Annotated in this window: 12 protein-coding genes; 11 read left to right on the top strand and 1 reads right to left on the bottom strand. The window is 36.3% G+C overall.

The window, feature by feature from the left end; all coding sequences use genetic code 11:
* Positions 1-134 precede the first annotated feature (134 nt).
* From BLS49_RS20705 to galU, 4 genes are all read left to right on the top strand, one after another.
* A complete protein-coding gene (locus tag BLS49_RS20705; RefSeq protein ID WP_091235325.1) occupies positions 135-2,651 on the top strand; it encodes a U32 family peptidase in 2,517 nt (838 codons plus the stop codon).
* Between the two features lie 443 nt (positions 2,652-3,094).
* The gene (locus tag BLS49_RS20700; protein WP_091235323.1) at positions 3,095-4,192 is read left to right on the top strand and encodes an acyltransferase family protein; all 1,098 of its coding nucleotides are present in this window, start codon (positions 3,095-3,097) and stop codon (positions 4,190-4,192) included.
* A gap of 280 nt (positions 4,193-4,472) precedes the next feature.
* Positions 4,473-4,646: a hypothetical protein gene (locus BLS49_RS20695; protein ID WP_245742626.1), complete on the top strand. Its 174-nt coding sequence runs from the start codon at positions 4,473-4,475 to the stop codon at positions 4,644-4,646.
* Positions 4,647-4,847: 201 nt separating this feature from the next.
* Positions 4,848-5,732 carry a UTP--glucose-1-phosphate uridylyltransferase GalU gene (gene galU, locus BLS49_RS20690; protein WP_091235319.1) on the top strand — a complete coding sequence of 295 codons (885 nt, stop codon included), beginning with the start codon at positions 4,848-4,850 and terminating at the stop codon, positions 5,730-5,732.
* Positions 5,733-5,760: 28 nt separating this feature from the next.
* Here galU and BLS49_RS20685 read toward each other — a convergent pair whose 3' ends face one another.
* Entirely contained in the window at positions 5,761-8,217 is a 2,457-nt protein-coding gene (locus tag BLS49_RS20685; protein ID WP_091235317.1) for an O-antigen ligase family protein, read from the bottom strand.
* 477 nt (positions 8,218-8,694) lie between these two features.
* Here BLS49_RS20685 and BLS49_RS20680 point away from each other — a divergent pair, with 477 nt between their 5' ends.
* From BLS49_RS20680 to BLS49_RS20650, 7 genes are read left to right on the top strand one after another with little or no spacing between them, the layout of a single operon-like run.
* Positions 8,695-9,504, top strand: a complete 810-nt coding sequence (locus BLS49_RS20680) for an ABC transporter permease (protein WP_091235315.1) — start codon at positions 8,695-8,697, stop codon at positions 9,502-9,504.
* Between the two features lie 11 nt (positions 9,505-9,515).
* A complete protein-coding gene (locus tag BLS49_RS20675) occupies positions 9,516-10,790 on the top strand; it encodes an ABC transporter ATP-binding protein (RefSeq protein ID WP_091235313.1) in 1,275 nt (424 codons plus the stop codon).
* A gap of 18 nt (positions 10,791-10,808) precedes the next feature.
* Positions 10,809-11,336, top strand: a complete 528-nt coding sequence (locus BLS49_RS20670) for a methyltransferase domain-containing protein (RefSeq protein ID WP_091235311.1) — start codon at positions 10,809-10,811, stop codon at positions 11,334-11,336.
* Positions 11,333-12,739, top strand: coding sequence for a glycosyltransferase (locus BLS49_RS20665; RefSeq protein ID WP_091235309.1), 1,407 nt, complete (start codon positions 11,333-11,335; stop codon positions 12,737-12,739). Before BLS49_RS20670 ends, BLS49_RS20665 begins: the two co-directional genes overlap by 4 nt.
* Before the next feature lie 28 nt (positions 12,740-12,767).
* A complete protein-coding gene (locus BLS49_RS25545; protein ID WP_091235307.1) occupies positions 12,768-14,552 on the top strand; it encodes a glycosyltransferase family 2 protein in 1,785 nt (594 codons plus the stop codon).
* Between the two features lie 24 nt (positions 14,553-14,576).
* Positions 14,577-15,671 carry an acyltransferase family protein gene (locus tag BLS49_RS20655; RefSeq protein WP_091235305.1) on the top strand — a complete coding sequence of 365 codons (1,095 nt, stop codon included), beginning with the start codon at positions 14,577-14,579 and terminating at the stop codon, positions 15,669-15,671.
* Positions 15,662-17,494, top strand: coding sequence for a hypothetical protein (locus BLS49_RS20650; RefSeq protein ID WP_091235303.1), 1,833 nt, complete (start codon positions 15,662-15,664; stop codon positions 17,492-17,494). Before BLS49_RS20655 ends, BLS49_RS20650 begins: the two co-directional genes overlap by 10 nt.
* The last annotated feature ends 10 nt before the right edge of the window (positions 17,495-17,504 follow it).

Genomic DNA, 17,504 nt, shown 5'->3' with positions numbered 1-17,504 from the left:
TTTTCTTGATATTACTTTTTATGGTATGGGTAGAGTCTTGGGCATTAGTCTGTTAGAATGGACAAGTTGGACTGCTTGAGAAAATACTTATTGAAGTTATAGATATATGTGCAGATTTATTCAGGAGGATATTTATGAATCAGAATGTACTAACTAGACAGGATGTTGAGCTGTTGGCCCCAGCAGGGGATTGGGATTGCATGCGTGCGGCTGTGGCTAATGGTGCGGATGCGATATTTTTTGGAGTGGAGAAGTTTAATGCCCGGGCTCGTGCGAACAATTTTCGTATGGATGAATTATCGGAAATTATGGCGTTTTTGCATAGCTATGGTGTAAAGGGATTTTTAACTTTTAATATACTTGTGTTTGAAGATGAATTGCGAGATGCGCAGGAACTGATTGAGGCTTGTATTGATGCGGGCGTGGACGCGGTTATCGTACAGGATCTTGGCTTGGTAAAAATGATACGTGAAATTTCACCTGATTTTCCGATTCACGGTTCAACACAAATGACGATTACCTCGCCGGAGGCGGTTGAATTTACGAAGCCTTGGGGAATGGAACGAGTCGTATTAGGACGTGAAAATAATCTGAAGCAAATCAAGACGATCGGGGATCAAGCGAAGCTTCCGATGGAGGTTTTTGTGCATGGGGCAATCTGTGTATCGTACTCCGGCCAATGTCTTACCTCAGAAATGTGGGGTGGACGTTCAGCGAACCGTGGTGAATGCGCGCAAGCCTGCCGTTTGCCGTATGATTTGATGGTAGATGGTGTGCAAAAGCCTATGGGGGATGTTGCGTATTTGCTCTCTCCTAAGGATTTGGCGGCGATCGATATTATGCCGGAGTTGATTGAGGCAGGGGTAACTTCTTTTAAAATAGAAGGACGACTGAAGAGTCCGGAATATGTAGCTAACGTGGTGAGTAAATACCGCAAGGCGATTGATCGGTATTTTGATGGAGACGATACACGGCCATCGAAGGAAGAAATTCGTGAATTACAGCAGAGCTTCTCGCGTGGGTTTACGCATGGGTTTTTGGATGGAACGAACAACAAGAAGCTTGTGGAGGGGACTTTTCCAAAGAGCCGCGGTGTGTATGTAGGTCGTGTCGAGCAGGTGCTTCGCGACGGGGTTGTGTGTAAGATTGAAGCTCCGATTAAGCGCGGTGACGGGATTGTTTTTGATGCCGGGGACCCTGCGAAAAAGGAAGAAGGCGGACGTATTTATGATTTGCGCCGCAAAGGTGTGAAGATTGAGGGCGAGGCCGATGAAAACTGGATCGTGGATATTATTCCGGGACGGCATGATGTGGATTTGCATCGGGTGCACGTGGGTGACCGGATCTGGAAGACGAGTGACCAGGCATTGGATAAAAGATTGCGTCAGACCTTTGAGACGGACAAGCCGTACCGGGTATTCCCGGTGCATGTCGGTGTAAGCGGCAAGGCTGGCGAGCCGCTTGTGACTTTCTGGACGGATGTACAGAAAGGAACGACCGTGCGCGTGGACTCGGAGCTGCTGCTCGAGGTCGCGCAAAAACGCCCGATGGACGATGCCCTGCTCGAAGAGCAGTTCGGCCGTCTCGGGGGCACGGTGTTTCAGCTCGAGCAGTTGGAAACGTCGCTTGAAGGCGACGTAATCCTCCCGATGCGAGAGCTGAACGGCATTCGCCGGCGCGCAGTGGAGCTGCTAGCCGGCGAACGGCCGAAGCCGCCCGTGTACGTGACACGGGCGGTGGACCCGCTCGGCAGCTCGGGCAAGGCCGAGCGCCGCGCGGTGCGTCGCGGTGAGGCGAAGCTCACCGCGCTGTGCCGCAGCCTCCCGCAGGTGGAGGCTGCGCTCGAAGCCGGCGTAGAGCATATTTACGCCGACTTCGAGTTCATCAAGCAGTTCCCGGCAGCGGTTGAAGCCGTTCGTGCAGCGGACCGCAAAATCGCGCTCGCTACGCCGCGCATTCATATGCCTGGCGAGAACGGCTATCACAACAACATCCTGCGTCTCAATCCCGACGCAGTCCTGGTACGCAACACCGGTGCGCTATACTATTATTTGCGCCACCGCCAAGAAAACCCTGACGCAATTCACCCGCGTCTGATTGGTGATTTCTCACTGAACATCGCTAATCATCTGGCAGTTGAACTGTTCCTTGAAGCAGGCTGTGACATCGTCACACCTTCTTATGACCTGAACATCCAGCAGATGGTTGATTTGCTCGGACAAAGCCGCACCTCACAAATGGAAGTCGTCATCCATCAGCATTTGCCGATGTTCCATACCGAGCACTGCGTGTACTGCACCTTCCTCAGTGAAGGCACCAACTACACCAACTGCGGCCGACCATGCGAAGAGCAACGCGCATCCCTCCAGGATCGGATCGGAATGTCCCATCCCGTTCGCGTTGATGAAGGCTGCCGCAACACCGTCTATAATGCGATCGAACAATCCGGCGCAGAATACTTGAATCACTTCCTTGATCTCGGTGTAAGCAGCTACCGTGTAGAGTTTCTGGAAGAAACACCAGAACAAGTACATGAAGTTATTAACCTGTACAACCGTGCACTTCGTGGAGAGATTAGCGGAACGCAGGTATGGAAGACGCTGAAGGCGACGAATCAGTTGGGGGTTACGCGGGGGCAGTTGGTGAAATAAATAGAAATGATGAATGATAAAGACGATTCGGTTTAGCGCCTGTGCTAGAATCGTCTTTTGTTGTGGTTGTTACGAAAGTTTTAATGATTTAGGAATGAGTTTAAAGGATTATCTTACAGTCGTAGATCGAGGTAGAATTGAACTCTATGGTTAATAAATGCTCTGAATGTTTGTTCTTCGAGTGGTAAAAGTGTTTGCTTCCCCAGTTTTTTACTTTTATAAGGTGTTAACAGGGAGTATTATTGTTGTTAAGCCTATAATTGAAGAAGAGGAATTACGTCTGGTGGTGATAAAATAGAGTGATAATAATGCTTTCTACATTGCTTTTTTATGAATAGTGTGGATCCTAGTTTTATATCAGAAACAAACTACACTGCTAACATTCCAATAATAGGTATAAACTTGTATTATTTACAGTATAGTAAACACTTAGGAGATATGTAATGAGGTCTACGAATAATATAACAGATATTTTTAGGTTTATTGCTTGCTTCTGTATTGTTTGGTTTCACAGTTCATATTATGGTTTGCTAGATGGTTCATATCAGCGTCCATTGGTGGATGAGTTTAAATTATATACTATTATGTGGGCAATGCCGTTTTTTTATGTAGTATCTTCTCGTTTGGCTTTAAAATCAATGATTAATGCCCCTATAAGTAAAGTGCTTTCTAAAATTCAAAAATTGTTAGTTATTATTTTTATTTGTATCGTGATTTACGATATACCCAATTACATACTTTATGAAGGATATTCAAGATACCCTTTTCATTTGTTTGTAAGAGGAGATTCATTTAGCGCAATTATTCAAGATGCATGGAACACATTTATTTCAGTCAACTACTCCCCAGGGTATTTTTTGATTCATTTAATTGTCATCTATGCGTTTGCTTTTTTAGCATCAAGAGTGATTAATAACGTCATTGGAAGAGGGTCAATAATTGTTATTTGTACCGGGGTTTTGTTTGGTATTACTTTTGTTCCACTGGATGTGACAAATGTTGTTAGTTCATATTTATTATTAAATAAGTTAGCCTTAGGTACTATGGCTATTGGATTTCTTTATGAATCATTAAATATATCAAAATTTGTAAAAAACTATTCTCCAAAATCGTCGATAGTTGTTATGATGAGTATCATGATTCCAATAGTAATCATGGGCTTTGTTTATGGTAGGTTACACTGGGGAGAATTAAATGGGACTCCTTGGAAGGCTTCAATTCCAATTTGGATGTCTATCTTCTTTCTATATATCGGCGATAAATTCAGTACAATCGATTTAAAATGGTGTAGTAAGATTTCCGAATGGGGTAGGGATTATTCGTTTGGGGTTTTTATATTACATTATTGGGTATTAATTTGGATTTCACTTATAATTCCAAAAGTCGGGGCATTTTTAGGGTATCATAATCCAAGTTTAATTGTATTTGTTCTTATTAATGTAGTTGGGTTTTTGGTTGCTCTTATCTTCACATATTTTCTTGGGAAATCAAGGATAACTCGAGGATTTATTAATGTAGGAACTGTTAAAAGAATGTTTTGAATAGTCTGTAGTAGGACGATACTGCACATTAACAAAAAGATAAGATAACATTTAATAGGCCTTGGAGCTATAAGGCCTATTAGTTATTCTTGGAATGATGTAACAGTCTGAAATGTTGTACAATTTGTGAAATACCGATTTTTAGACCAATAAACAAAGTTTATCACTTAGAAAAAAATCCGTAATATGGTATGATGAAAGCGTAAACAATATGAAATCAATAATCTATCAAATCAATTGATATAGGAGGGTGAAAGTGATGTTTGAAGGATTCCTCGAAATGCAATCGTTGGTGACACAGGTTCATGGGCGGCTGGAAATCGGTGGGGATGAGCAGTATCGGAAAATCGAATTCGGAACCGAGCGCTATCTTCGTACTCCTGAACCCGGAGGTCGCCAAAGTGACCAAATTGTTGAGTCTAAACGCCATTCATTTCGTCAGTTATTTAGTTGAGTTGATAGGTAATATGTAAACATCCTTAGGCAAATTGGAGACTTTCACTTTCCGATTTGCCTTTTTTATTGTAATTTATAGATGATGAGAAGAGATATGAGGACACAAGCTGACAACAAGTTTGAGCTTTTATGAATGTTATTAGATAATACATCTATGATACAGTGGCAAGTATTACTATTTTTATGGGAGGCATGGTTTATGAAAATTCGTAAAGCAATTATCCCCGCAGCAGGGTTGGGAACCCGCTTCCTGCCAGCGACCAAGGCAATGCCTAAGGAAATGCTGCCTATTGTAGATAAACCGACGATTCAGTACATTGTCGAAGAAGCTGTTGCCTCAGGGATTGAGGATATCATTATTGTGACTGGGAAAGGGAAGCGTGCTATCGAAGATCACTTTGATCATTCATTTGAGCTTGAGCATAACTTATCAGAAAAGGGTAAATGGGAGTTACTGAATGAGGTGCGTAAATCGTCAGAAATGGCTGATATTCATTACATTCGGCAAAAAGAACCTAAGGGTCTGGGACATGCCATCTGGTGCGCCAGGAAATTTATCGGAGATGAGCCATTCGCTGTTCTTCTTGGCGATGATATCGTAGAATCCGAAGTTCCATGTCTAAGACAGATGATAGACGTATATAACTTTCAGAAGGCATCAGTTGTAGGTGTGCAGCCAATCCCGTGGGAGGAAGTGTCACGTTACGGGATTGTAGACGGTACAGAAATTGGCGATCGGGTATACCAAGCAAAACAATTGGTTGAAAAACCACTAGTAGACCAGGCTCCTTCCAATCTTGCAATCATGGGCAGATACATTTTAACACCTGCCATTTTTGATATTTTGGATAGTCAACATGAAGGTGTAGGCGGTGAAATACAGTTAACTGATGCTATTTCAAGGCTTAGAGAGATTGAACGCATTGTAGCCTATCATTTTGATGGTTTAAGGCATGATGTAGGGGAAAAGTTAGGCTTCATTCAAACTACGATTCATTATGCACTGCAGAACAAGGAACTGCGTAGTGGATTATTGGAATACATGACGAAAATGATTGACGATAAAAAAATCGGCCTCTCATAAGAGGAGCCGATTTTTTTGTATTAACGGATTAGAAAGTCAACCCTGTCAATTGATTTATTGAATCTTTTTCACTCGGATCGATTTGAATCAGTTGATCGTACACGGCTTGATCGCTGCCACCGGTTTTTTGCAATGCTGCCAGATACCAGCGAGCGATCTCTCGGTTGGTTGGATCATTTAGATCCTGGTTGATCCATTGTCTGAAAATATCTGCTGCTTCAGCAGGCTTATTCATCATATATTGCATTTTACCTGCGTTAAGGACCATTAGCTGGGTAACAGAAAACGGGTTACCTTGAAGCTGCCCCTCCGGGAGTGTCTTCAAATGCTCAACACCACGTACGACGTGTTCATAAGCTTGTATCCCTGTATTGAAATATAGTTCCTTTTTAGCAACATCCTGATTTCCTAGCGCCTGATATCCCAACTCAAAAGATTGAACAATTAGTTGCTCATACCAGTTTTGATCGTAGTTGTAGCGGTCAGCATTATCTTTCAGCACGAGATAGGCCTTATCGGTCTCGCCTTTTAGTTTATATAAGGACATTAGCTGATTGTACATGTTTTTATTAAATGAATCTTTCTTTAGCGCATTTGTTAAAAGCTTAACGTCTTCATTGTAGAAAGACTCCTCTTGAGTTTGTTCATATGCCGCTTTTAGCAGAACATTTAAACTCACTACAGCATCCGGATGATTGCTGCGCTTTTTCAGTGCTTCATCGATTGGCGCCTTGATTTCTTGGAAATCAGAGCTTGTTTGCATTAATGTTTGTCCTTTTAATACAGCTTGGCTGGCTTGCATATAACGGATTGAGGTAAAGACCAGAATCAATGATGCAACAACCATTACAGAGCTGTAAAGACCGCGCATAACGGATGGTTTGATAGTAAGCCTCTTGATCGGGCGATTGTCCATTGCTGCGGCCATACCGCCAAGTCCGAGGAAGACCAGCATACCCATAAAGACATAACTCATGTTAAAGTCCATTAAACTGTGGACTAGAATAGAAAGAACGACGATGAAATAAACAAAGTAGTTATTGCGTTTTTCCTCATCACTATGAATATATCCGCGAATATATTTATAGAAAATGAATGCTAGGAAACCTATAAGCACAATAAATCCTAATATCCCAACTTCAACTAAATACTGCATGATAAAGCTGTGGGCTTGACGGCTTGAATACGGGTTGTTTTGATATTTTTCATAGATAGAAGCCCACGCACCGCCACCAACACCGACAACAGGATAATCCTTGATTACTTTAACAGCATCTTTATAGAAGGTTAGACGTTCCAGTACACTGTGCTGTTGTAAATTGATGTTTTCAAGACGAGCACCAATATTACCAGGCAGAACATGCTTGAGATTAGTTCCAAGAAATAAAAAGACAATGACGACAACAGCAACGACAGAAATAACAGGAAGCCACACACTGGCCAACTTTTTCGTATTCCAGTTTGTTGTAATGTTCTCTAACCAAGGTGCCACGAACCGTTGAATCAGTACGGCAGCAATAGCTACGATCAAAGAAGCGCCAAGTACGTAAAACCATCCTTTAGCTGGATCACCAATCTGACCTAAATGGAATTGTTGTCCCAAATTCGTTACTGGTTTAGAAATGAGCAGTGTTGCAACACCGCCTATTAGACAATATACAATCCAAAGGATTTGCTTGGCAGGTTTCAAAAACAAGAGAAGAATGATAAACACGATCGGCAGGAACATCAAGCCCCCACGAGATAGGGTAAGCAGGATCGAAATTACAATCGGTACAATTGTGAAAGCGTGAATTGCTTGTGCCCACCATTTTTTGGAACGTGTAATAGCAAATACAGCTACAAACAAAAAGGCCATTAAAAAGGCAGCATATGTATTTGGATATTGAAATACAGATGCAAGCCGAGGACCGTTTGAATCAACCCACACCGCCTGGTGATATTGTCCATTGATGACAATACCAGTAAACCAGCCGACAATAGCAGAAACAGTTCTCCCTTGCCCCAGCCAGTTGAACAGTCCGAAAAAGACAATGAGATAAGCTACGGTAATGATAGAAGTTTCTATGATAGTATTGGCTTGTTTATTTTGTAGTAGATACAGTCCAATAATGAAAACAAAAGCATAAAGAAATTGAATTAACAGCGAGTTTGTAGCAAAAAACATACTTGCTGCCGATATGAGAGAGAGTATATACGTAATCGGTAATAGAAGCACAATCACTGCCAACCAATCTCTCTGATCGTCAAGCTTTATCCTTTTATAATATGCCACGATCCAAACAATCAATAAAAGACTACCAATTAATACAGCCTGAAATAATGATTTTTCAAAAATTAATACAAGACCGTTAAACACACCTGCTTGGAACGGAGCCCAGACAAAAAATAGAATTAAACCAACAATTAACACCCACATCGTCGCAGACAAATTTTTTCCATTCCTCGACTCAATGGCTTTTTTCCCGTATACTGGATTCGACACGTTTTTATCTCCTTTGCTAGTTGGTACGTTAGTATTTTATCATAGCAATGGTAGGAGAGAAAGAATTGACAAAATATTGTGATGTTAAACGTAATTTTGCTCTGTTGGAATAGCAAATCCTCATAGGGAATTCCTGAAATGAATAGTTGGATGATCGACAGGAGCATAAAGCGTAACTGCTACATGGCTTACAACTTCAACGACCTGATTAAACAGATGATTGCTTCGAACATACTGACCCATAATATTATGGTGCACAGACACTCAATATTAATCCAAATGAAAAGTTACTCATTAATTTGAACAGTGAAAGATTATTCTCGTCATTACTCTATCTTTTCACCTGCTTACCGTATAAACTAGACAAGTTTCCTGAACTTTTTTAGTAAGATACAAGGATATTTTAACTTAATGCATATTTAATATGAATTTATTAAAGCAGTTGGGGTTTCTATTTGGAATCAAGGAAGGATCGTTATGGTTTTAATTAAGAAGGTTTTTAATAGCATATTCAGCTTGTACAAAAGTAAAAATATGATTGTTGCATTATCTCTTAAGGATTTTAAATCGAAGTACTTGGGATCATATCTCGGTGTACTATGGGCTTTCATTCAGCCTGCATTTATGATTCTAGTTTATTGGGTTGTGTTTCAACTGGGATTTAGGAATATGCCAATAGATGATTTTCCATTTTTATTGTGGTTAATGGCTGCCATAGTTCCTTGGTATTTTTTTTCTGATGCAATTAATAATACGACGAGTGTTTTTTTGGAAAATAGCTACCTAGTAAAAAAAGTTGTGTTCAAAATCAGTTTGTTACCAATTGTTAAGATAGTTTCTTCATTATTCGCTCATCTGTTTTTTATAGTCATTTTACTTGTTCTAACATATAGCTATGGAGTATCACCAAGTGTATACCACTTTCAAATTTTATATTACTTAATAGCAACCGTAGCATTGGTATTTAGTATTACAATTATTACTTCTACACTTGTAGTCTTTAGCAGGGATATAGCGCAGTTCATTACTATGATACTACAGGTGTTATTTTGGGTAACACCAATTTTTTGGTCGTTCGATATTGTACCAGAAAAATACCAGTTTTTTTTCAAAATTAATCCTTTATTTTATATTGTTCAGGGTTATCGTGATTCACTAATTCACCATGTTGGATTTTGGCATCATTATAATCTTACGATATACTTTTGGACTCTAATTTGTGTATTAACAGGTACAGGGATAGTTCTATATAAAAGAATGAAGCCCCATTTCGCGGATGTACTTTAGGAGATGGTAATATGGAAGAAAATGATACAATAATTAGTGTGGAGAATGTAGTTAAAATTTACAAACTCTACAACCAGACCTCAGACCGCCTTAAAGAGGCTATATTACCTCGTAAAAAAAAGTGGCATAAAGAATTCAGGGCATTAGATGGAGTTAGTTTCAAAGTAAGTAAAGGGGAGATAGTTGGGGTTATTGGAAAAAATGGATCTGGAAAGTCGACTTTATTAAAGTTGATAACGGGAGTATTACAGCCTACTAGTGGTTCAGTTGTTGTAAATGGCAAAGTCTCAGCTCTTCTTGAATTGGGTGCGGGCTTTAATCCGGAGTATACAGGGATGGAAAATATTTTCCTTAATGGAACAATTATGGGCTACTCAAAGGAGGAAATGGATAGAAAAATCAGTAAAATACTAGCGTTTGCTGATATAGGAGACTTTGTATACCAACCAGTTAAGACATATTCAAGTGGTATGTTTGCACGTTTGGCATTTGCCGTTGCTATTAATGTTGAACCAGAAATCCTAATTATTGATGAGGCTTTGAGTGTTGGAGATGCGGCATTTCAGGCCAAATGTATGAAAAAAATGCGTGACTTGATGGAACAAGGTTGTACAATTTTGTTTGTTAGCCATGATACAGGAGCAATTAAGTCTTTATGTAATCGAGTCATTTATATAGAAAATGGAAAAATAAAACTTGAGGGCGACGCTGGGACTGTTTCAGATATATATATTAATGATTTGCGTAGTAATGAAGGATTGCTGAATAGAGTAAACAATATACATCCTATTGAAAGTGCAAGCAAATCTTCTAAGGCGGCAAAAAAATTCGCCGAAGCAGTTTCAAATACTAGAAGTGGAACTGGTGAGGCTATAGTTCAATATTGTGCTCTTTATAACGCTAAAGGGGAACCATGTAATGAATTTGATTTTAATCAGAAAATGACGTTAAGAATTGAAGTAATTTCAAAAATAGATTTAGATGAAATTGTTGTTGGTATGCATGTAAGAGACAAAAATCAGGTTGAATTAGTTGGAACGAACACTAGGTATGAGGGCATAAATATTAAAAATGTTCGAGCAAACAAGTTAAATATTATAGAGTTCAGTTTTGCTAATTATCTGAGGTCTGGTTATTATACTTTTACAATTTTATTAGTAGATAATATTCCAACTAACAAGTTTTTTGATCGAATTGACAATGTTGCTCTTTTCAAAAGTAACGATCCACCGAATCAGACCAGATGGTCATTGATGGGGATCCCAATGGATGTAACTTTGCTTTAGGTTGGGAGAGGATAGATAATGGGTATTGATGCTATTAATGATTATTTGAATATTCAAAATTCTATAACCGATTCTGATAAATATGCAAAATTTTTAAATGATAAAAGGGATATTATTATAGCAGAGTCCAGTTTTAGAAGTTTTGACAATGTGATAGATATCGGCTGCGGCGATGGATATATAACTAAAAAAATAAGAGGTAATCATATCTTGGGTATTGATATTTCGGATGCTGTTATACAAAAGGCAGATGAAAATTGTACGAGGAATGTGGAATTTTCCAAACACTCCCTGTTTGATCTTATAGATGAAAAAAATTCTAAGTATGATCTTGTTCTATTTTCTGAGGTGTTATATGAACCCTATATAGGCGGTTCATGCAATTTAATATATAAGATTATCGACAATATATTAAATGAAAATGGGGTTGTAATTACATGTCATGTTGATGATTACTATAGAATGAGGTTCCCCTACTTGCTGAAGAATCAACTTTATTTTGATAATGAGAATGACATTTATAAATTAGAGGTGTATATCAAATGATCCTTAAATACGAGGGAGTTTATTATGAAAGTAATGATAACTGTCAAGTAACTATGGATCAATTATATAAGCAACTTCTCGAATTAAGGACAAAAGAAATTGTTCCATTTTCGAATTATGATGCTTTTAATATTAATCATGTAGTTTTGTTTATTAACATTACAGGAGAGACTGATTTGAAGGCAGTTGTGTTTCTTTGCAATCAGTTTAACTATCCCTTTGAATTTATTATATCGGAGAAAGTTAGAAGTGTTTTAGTCGAGAATGAGTTAGAAAATCTTCTGAAGAACACCCAGATTCATGTACATGAAAGATTCACTTATAATGGAGAATACTATTTAGTTAAAAATGATAGCAACTTTAAAAAGAAGACCACTGCAGTAATTATTGCCTCATATAACTATGGCTCCTTTTTAATAGAAGCAATAGAATCAGTATTGCGACAAACATTTCTGCCAGATGAAATTCTTATTACTGATGATTGCTCTGAAGATAATACACAAGAAATTGCCTCAATTTACGTTGAAAAGTATCCTGACCTTATAAAATTTAATAGAAATCCAACAAATTTGGGGATTGTCCAGAATTTTAATAAGGCAGTTTCTTTAACTAAGTCAGATTATATTTGCTTTTTGGGAGCAGATAATCGTTTCAGAAGTGATTATATTGAAAGGACTTCTGAGATATTAGACTGTAACCCTAGAATTGGAATTGCTTATACTGATTTTGCGCTATTTGGTCCGAGAGCTCGCATTGTCTATGATAGTTTTAATGAAGAATGGAAGGGTTCAATAAAATATAATGAATTCTATATCATTAATTTTCCGGAATTCGATACAAATGCAATTGAAACAATTAAAGAAGGAAAAAATTTTATACATGGTTCTTCAATGTATAGACGCGAGGCCTTTGAAGAAGTAGGAGGATATCTTCAAGAGAGTACAGTTCCAGAGGACTTTAATTTATTTTCCAGAATGATAAGTCAGGGGTGGCTTGCTAAAAAGGTAAATCAGCCCCTGCTTGAATATAGACAGCACTCGCGAGATCAAGCAAACAATAAAATGATATCTTATGCAGAGCTTGCATTCTATAAAGATGCTTATAAGAAAAGTAATATGCTAATTGAAGATAAAGAAAAATATATTAATTGGCTTGAAAATACGAATGGGGAAAAGGACAAAGGAATACAGTGGTTAGAAAATCAGTTACTGGAAAGGAATGAAGGGATAGAGTGGTTAAAGGCACAATTAAAAGAAAAGGATGAGGGTATAGAGTGGCTGAAGACACAATTAAAAGAAAAGGATGAGGGTATAGAGTGGCTGAAGGCTCAATTAAAAGAAAAGGATGAAGGTATAAAGTGGCTAGAAGGTGAACTGGAAAATAGAAATAATGACATGAAATAAATTATGTGGTGAGCATAAGGAGATAAGAATGAGTACGATAGACATAATTTTTGTTTCTTATAATTCTGAAAAGTGGATTTCAGGACTATTGAAAAGTTTGACTAATCAGAATTATCCTTTAGAAAAATTGTATCTTACTTTCGTAGATAATAACTCTAAAGACAATAGTAGAAAAATAATAGAGTCTTATGAAAACAAACATTTATTTGGTGGCTATCAACACTTTTTTTTGGATAAGAATTTAGGGTTCGGGAAGGCTAATAATTATGGTGTTAATCATACAAAACAGGATTATATTTTCTTTCTGAATATTGACACTGAGGTGGATTGCAATTGTATTACTGAATTAATAAATGCAATTGATAGTTCTGATGATAATGTTGGGTTATGGGAATCGAGGCAATTTCCATATGAACATCCTAAGGTATATAATCCTGTTACTATGGAAACAAGTTGGTCCAGTGGAGCGTGTTGCTTAGTACGAAGAGATTATTTTATACAAATAGGTATGTTTGATGAAAGAATATTTATGTATGGTGAAGATGTGGATCTAAGTTGGAGATTTAGAGCCCAAGGATATAAATTAAACTATGTACCTAAAAGTGTGGTTCACCACTACACTTATATGAGCGCGGGAGAAGTAAAACCAAACCAATTTTATAATAGTACTTACATGAATCTGATGCTCCGTTATAAGTTTGGTAGTATTAAGGATATTATTAAGGGACATGTAATGTTTAGTGGCCTATTATTTATTAATGGACCGGCTAAAAGCCATAAAAGTACAATATTAAAAAAACTATTGAAAAGTCCATTTGAGGGAGTTAAATATAGAAAATGGAAGCGGAAGGCTGATAAAAGTCAATTTAGACCAGATTTTAAACTTTGGGATTATGAGATTAATAGGGATGGAGCTTTTTATGTTAATGAACAACCAGATGGTTTTCCTTTAGTATCGATATTAATTCGTACATGTGGAAGACCAAATGTTCTTAGAGAAGCGTTGCTTAGTGTTAGAAATCAGACATATAAAAATATTGAAGTGATTATTGTCGAGGATGGCCCACCGATTTCTGAAAGCTTACTGCATGAAGAATTTCAAGATTTAAATATAGTTTACAAGTCTACAAATGATAAAGTTGGAAGATGCATTGTAGGAAATATGGCGTTAGAATTAGCACGAGGAAAGTACTTCAATTTTTTAGATGATGATGATTTGCTTTATGCGGATCATGTGGAAGTCCTAGTATCTAGCATTTTAAAGCATCCTGAATGTAAAGCAGCATATTCCATTAGCTTTGAAGTACCAACAGAGGTTGTTTCTCGAGAACCCTATATCTATAGAGAAATATTCCATAATGTACAACATAGGCAACCTTTTAATAGATTAGTACTTATGCATCATAACTATTTTCCAATTCAAACAGTTTTATTTGATCGACAAATATATGAGGATTTGGGGGGGATAGATCCTGATTTGGAAGTTTTGGAGGATTGGGATTTATGGATGAGGTATGCTTTTAAATATGATTTCCTATATGTTGAGAAACTAACCTCCTTATATCGGGTTCCGTCTAATATAAGTCATAACACTGAGAGGCAAGCTCTCTTTGATCAATACTTATCTATCGTAAGAGAAAAAAATCTGAAGTATAAATTTCAAATTGATATGGCATCTATATTTAAAGATGTGGAATATTTAATGGAGAAACCACCAACTATTATTTACAAGATTAAGGGAATGAGTTTTAGGACTCTTTTATTTAAAGTGAAAAACAAGTTGTTTTATTATGGTAAAAAGATACTGAAATAGGATTGAAATGGTGAGGGTGAATAAATGAAAAGTGAGTTGCTTATTGAGAAAATACATTCAAGATCTAATAATTTGGATTTTATAAGGCTGATTGCAGCAGTTTTAGTAATCGTTTCTCACAGCTATCCGATTACTGGGCAGCAAACTGAACTATTTTCTTCTATTTCTAGAGGACAATGGACCTTTGGTGGAATTGCTGTATCAATATTTTTTGTAATCAGCGGGTTTTTAATAAGTAAGAGTTATGAACATTCAAATTTAAAACAATTCATATTAAATCGTATTTTAAGATTGTTTCCTGCCATATGGATAGTTACAATTTTAACAGTATTAGTTTTAGGACCATTATTAACAACATTAACATTATCAGAGTATTTCCGAAATTATTCGACATGGAGTTACTTTAATAATGCATTTCTAATAAGTATTCAATACGGATTACCAGGGGTGTTTGAAAATAATGTATATCCAAGTGCCATTAATGGATCAATTTGGACACTTCCATATGAAATACTATGTTATATAGGACTGGCAATTATAGGATACTATGGACTTATAAAAAAAGGTAAAGGTGTACTTTTATTATTTATTATCATATTTATTTTAAATAGCATCATTCCTCAGCAACTTCTTAATACTAATATACATGGTTTTTTATTGGGCAGCCTTTTAGAATTGATATTATACTTTTTAATGGGAGCGATTTTTTATTCTTACCGTGAAAGTATAAAATTAAAACCCATTTGGGCAATTGGTTGCATAGTAGTTTTGATTATAACAATGCAATTAGGAAACTTTAAAGGTGCCTTTTTATTCTGCGGGTCTTATTTAATAGTATTTTTTGCGTTTTACGGTAAATCTATTTTTAGTAAAGTATCCAAATATGGAGACCTTTCCTATGGCATATACATATATGCGTTTCCTGTTCAACAAATTGTACAGTGGAAACTAAATAATCAAACGTCACCATTTATTAATTTTATGATTTCCTTACCAATAACTTTAATGTTTGCATTTTTTTCGTGGCATCTAGTAGAAAAACAGGCTTTGAAGTTTAAAAAAAATACTAGCAACAGTAGCGCTAATCAATTAAAGGGTGATGTAAATCAATGCAACTAATATTATTTTTGTTAACATCAATTGCTTTATTAAGTATAGCATTTGTTATCATTTCTCACGAAATTGATAGAATCATAATGGTAATTAACGTTTTATTTGTTTCATATTTATCTTATATTGCCTTGTGTAGCCTTATTTTAGATTTGATTAACATCAGAACGACTGGAGTAACAATTTCTATTATAAATGTTTTAGTAATTATTTTTTTAATTACTTTATATAGAAAAAGAAAAATAGACTTGAAAATATCAAAATTAAAATTTACCACGCATGATATATATGTTTGTATTTTAAGTTTAGCTTTTAGTATTTTTGTTTTTTTTCATATGTACACTTCTTCAATGAATATAAACTTTCTTACGACAGATCCTTCTGTACATTACTTGTTTTCTAAGTACTTCTCTCATACAGGAAGACTCTTACTAAGCATAAATGATATGATTTCCTATATGCACATGTCGAGCTATCCTTTTTTATCTTATGTGAATACAGGTTTGTTAATGAGTTTTTCTACCTCTAACTCTTTGAATTTGGGAATATATCTCACTAGTAATTTCATTTTCTATTTTTTTACAATAATCACAATATATAACATGTATATAAGTATAACCAAAAAAACTGATTATTTGCAAATTACTATTTTGAGTATCGCAACAGCAATTGGCTATAACATGAATAGTATACTTTTCGGTTTTACCAGCCAAATGGCAGGTATTTTATTAGCGTTAGCGTTTATTTTCATAGCAGATAGAATAGAAAAAGGTACTCTAAGAATAGTATTACTCACCTTAAATTTAGTAGGGCTAATGTTTGCTTATTATTATTTTATTCCACCTGCAATAATGGGATTCGTACTCACTAATTTATTGAAAGATGGATATAAAAAGCCAGATTTAAATATTCAAACAGTTATTAAAAGAATGTCTACTCTTGAAAATTTAATTGTTTGTGGTTTTACCTTTCTATTTGGTTGTGTATATCTAGTTTTTTTAAATCACACAGTGGAAGCTGGGGGTGTTGGTTCTATTTCAGCAGAAGGTTTTATATATAGGGAACTATATTCGGATTTTAAACCCTATTTACTTTTTTCTGGGGTCGCTTTATTTTATTTACTGCGAGAAAAACAAAAATCTTTAATTCTTGCAAGTTCAATCACGTACTTTAGTTATGCGATTGTAATTTTTATATTTGGTATGCTAGGAATAGCATCTTCTTATTATTTTTATAAAAACTATTATTTGTTAGAAAATATTTTTATCCTACTATTTGCAATAGGCTTGAATTATACGAAGGAGAAGTTTAAACCATTATTTATATGTTATATAGGTGTTATATGTTTTCTGGGATTAGCATCTATTGCTTTTGATGAACCTATACAAAAAAAAAATAATTTGTTTAATATAGAAATTGAGAGAAATATCACAAAAGTACAAAAGTTTAATAAGGATGTATCTAAAAACATGAGTATTATATATACTAATGAGCAACGGGAATTTATGGACTACATTTTAGCGAATAAAGATGAATATGTGGGGGAAAACTCATATTTACCTGTTATAGGGGACTTGTTACAGCAGCTATGGTTTTATTCATATACAGAAATATGGCCTAAATATAACAATACTGCTCTAGCCGCAATGTACGAGCCCAATATATTGGACTATAATGCTTGGAAATCAGACCCAAACAAAAACTCATATATCGTATTAATTCATGGGACAAGTGATAATTGGGTTAAGGAGCAAAATGTTGATCTGAGCTTATTTGATACAGTTTATAAGACAGAAGGCGCAACTCTTTATAAGTATAGAACTGTTAAATAGGCATTAAAAG

The organism is Fontibacillus panacisegetis (assembly GCF_900102215.1).
Lineage (GTDB): Bacteria > Bacillota > Bacilli > Paenibacillales > Paenibacillaceae > Fontibacillus > Fontibacillus panacisegetis.
Note: the sequence above shows the minus strand (reverse complement) of the source record. Positions and strands in the feature narration are given on the sequence as shown.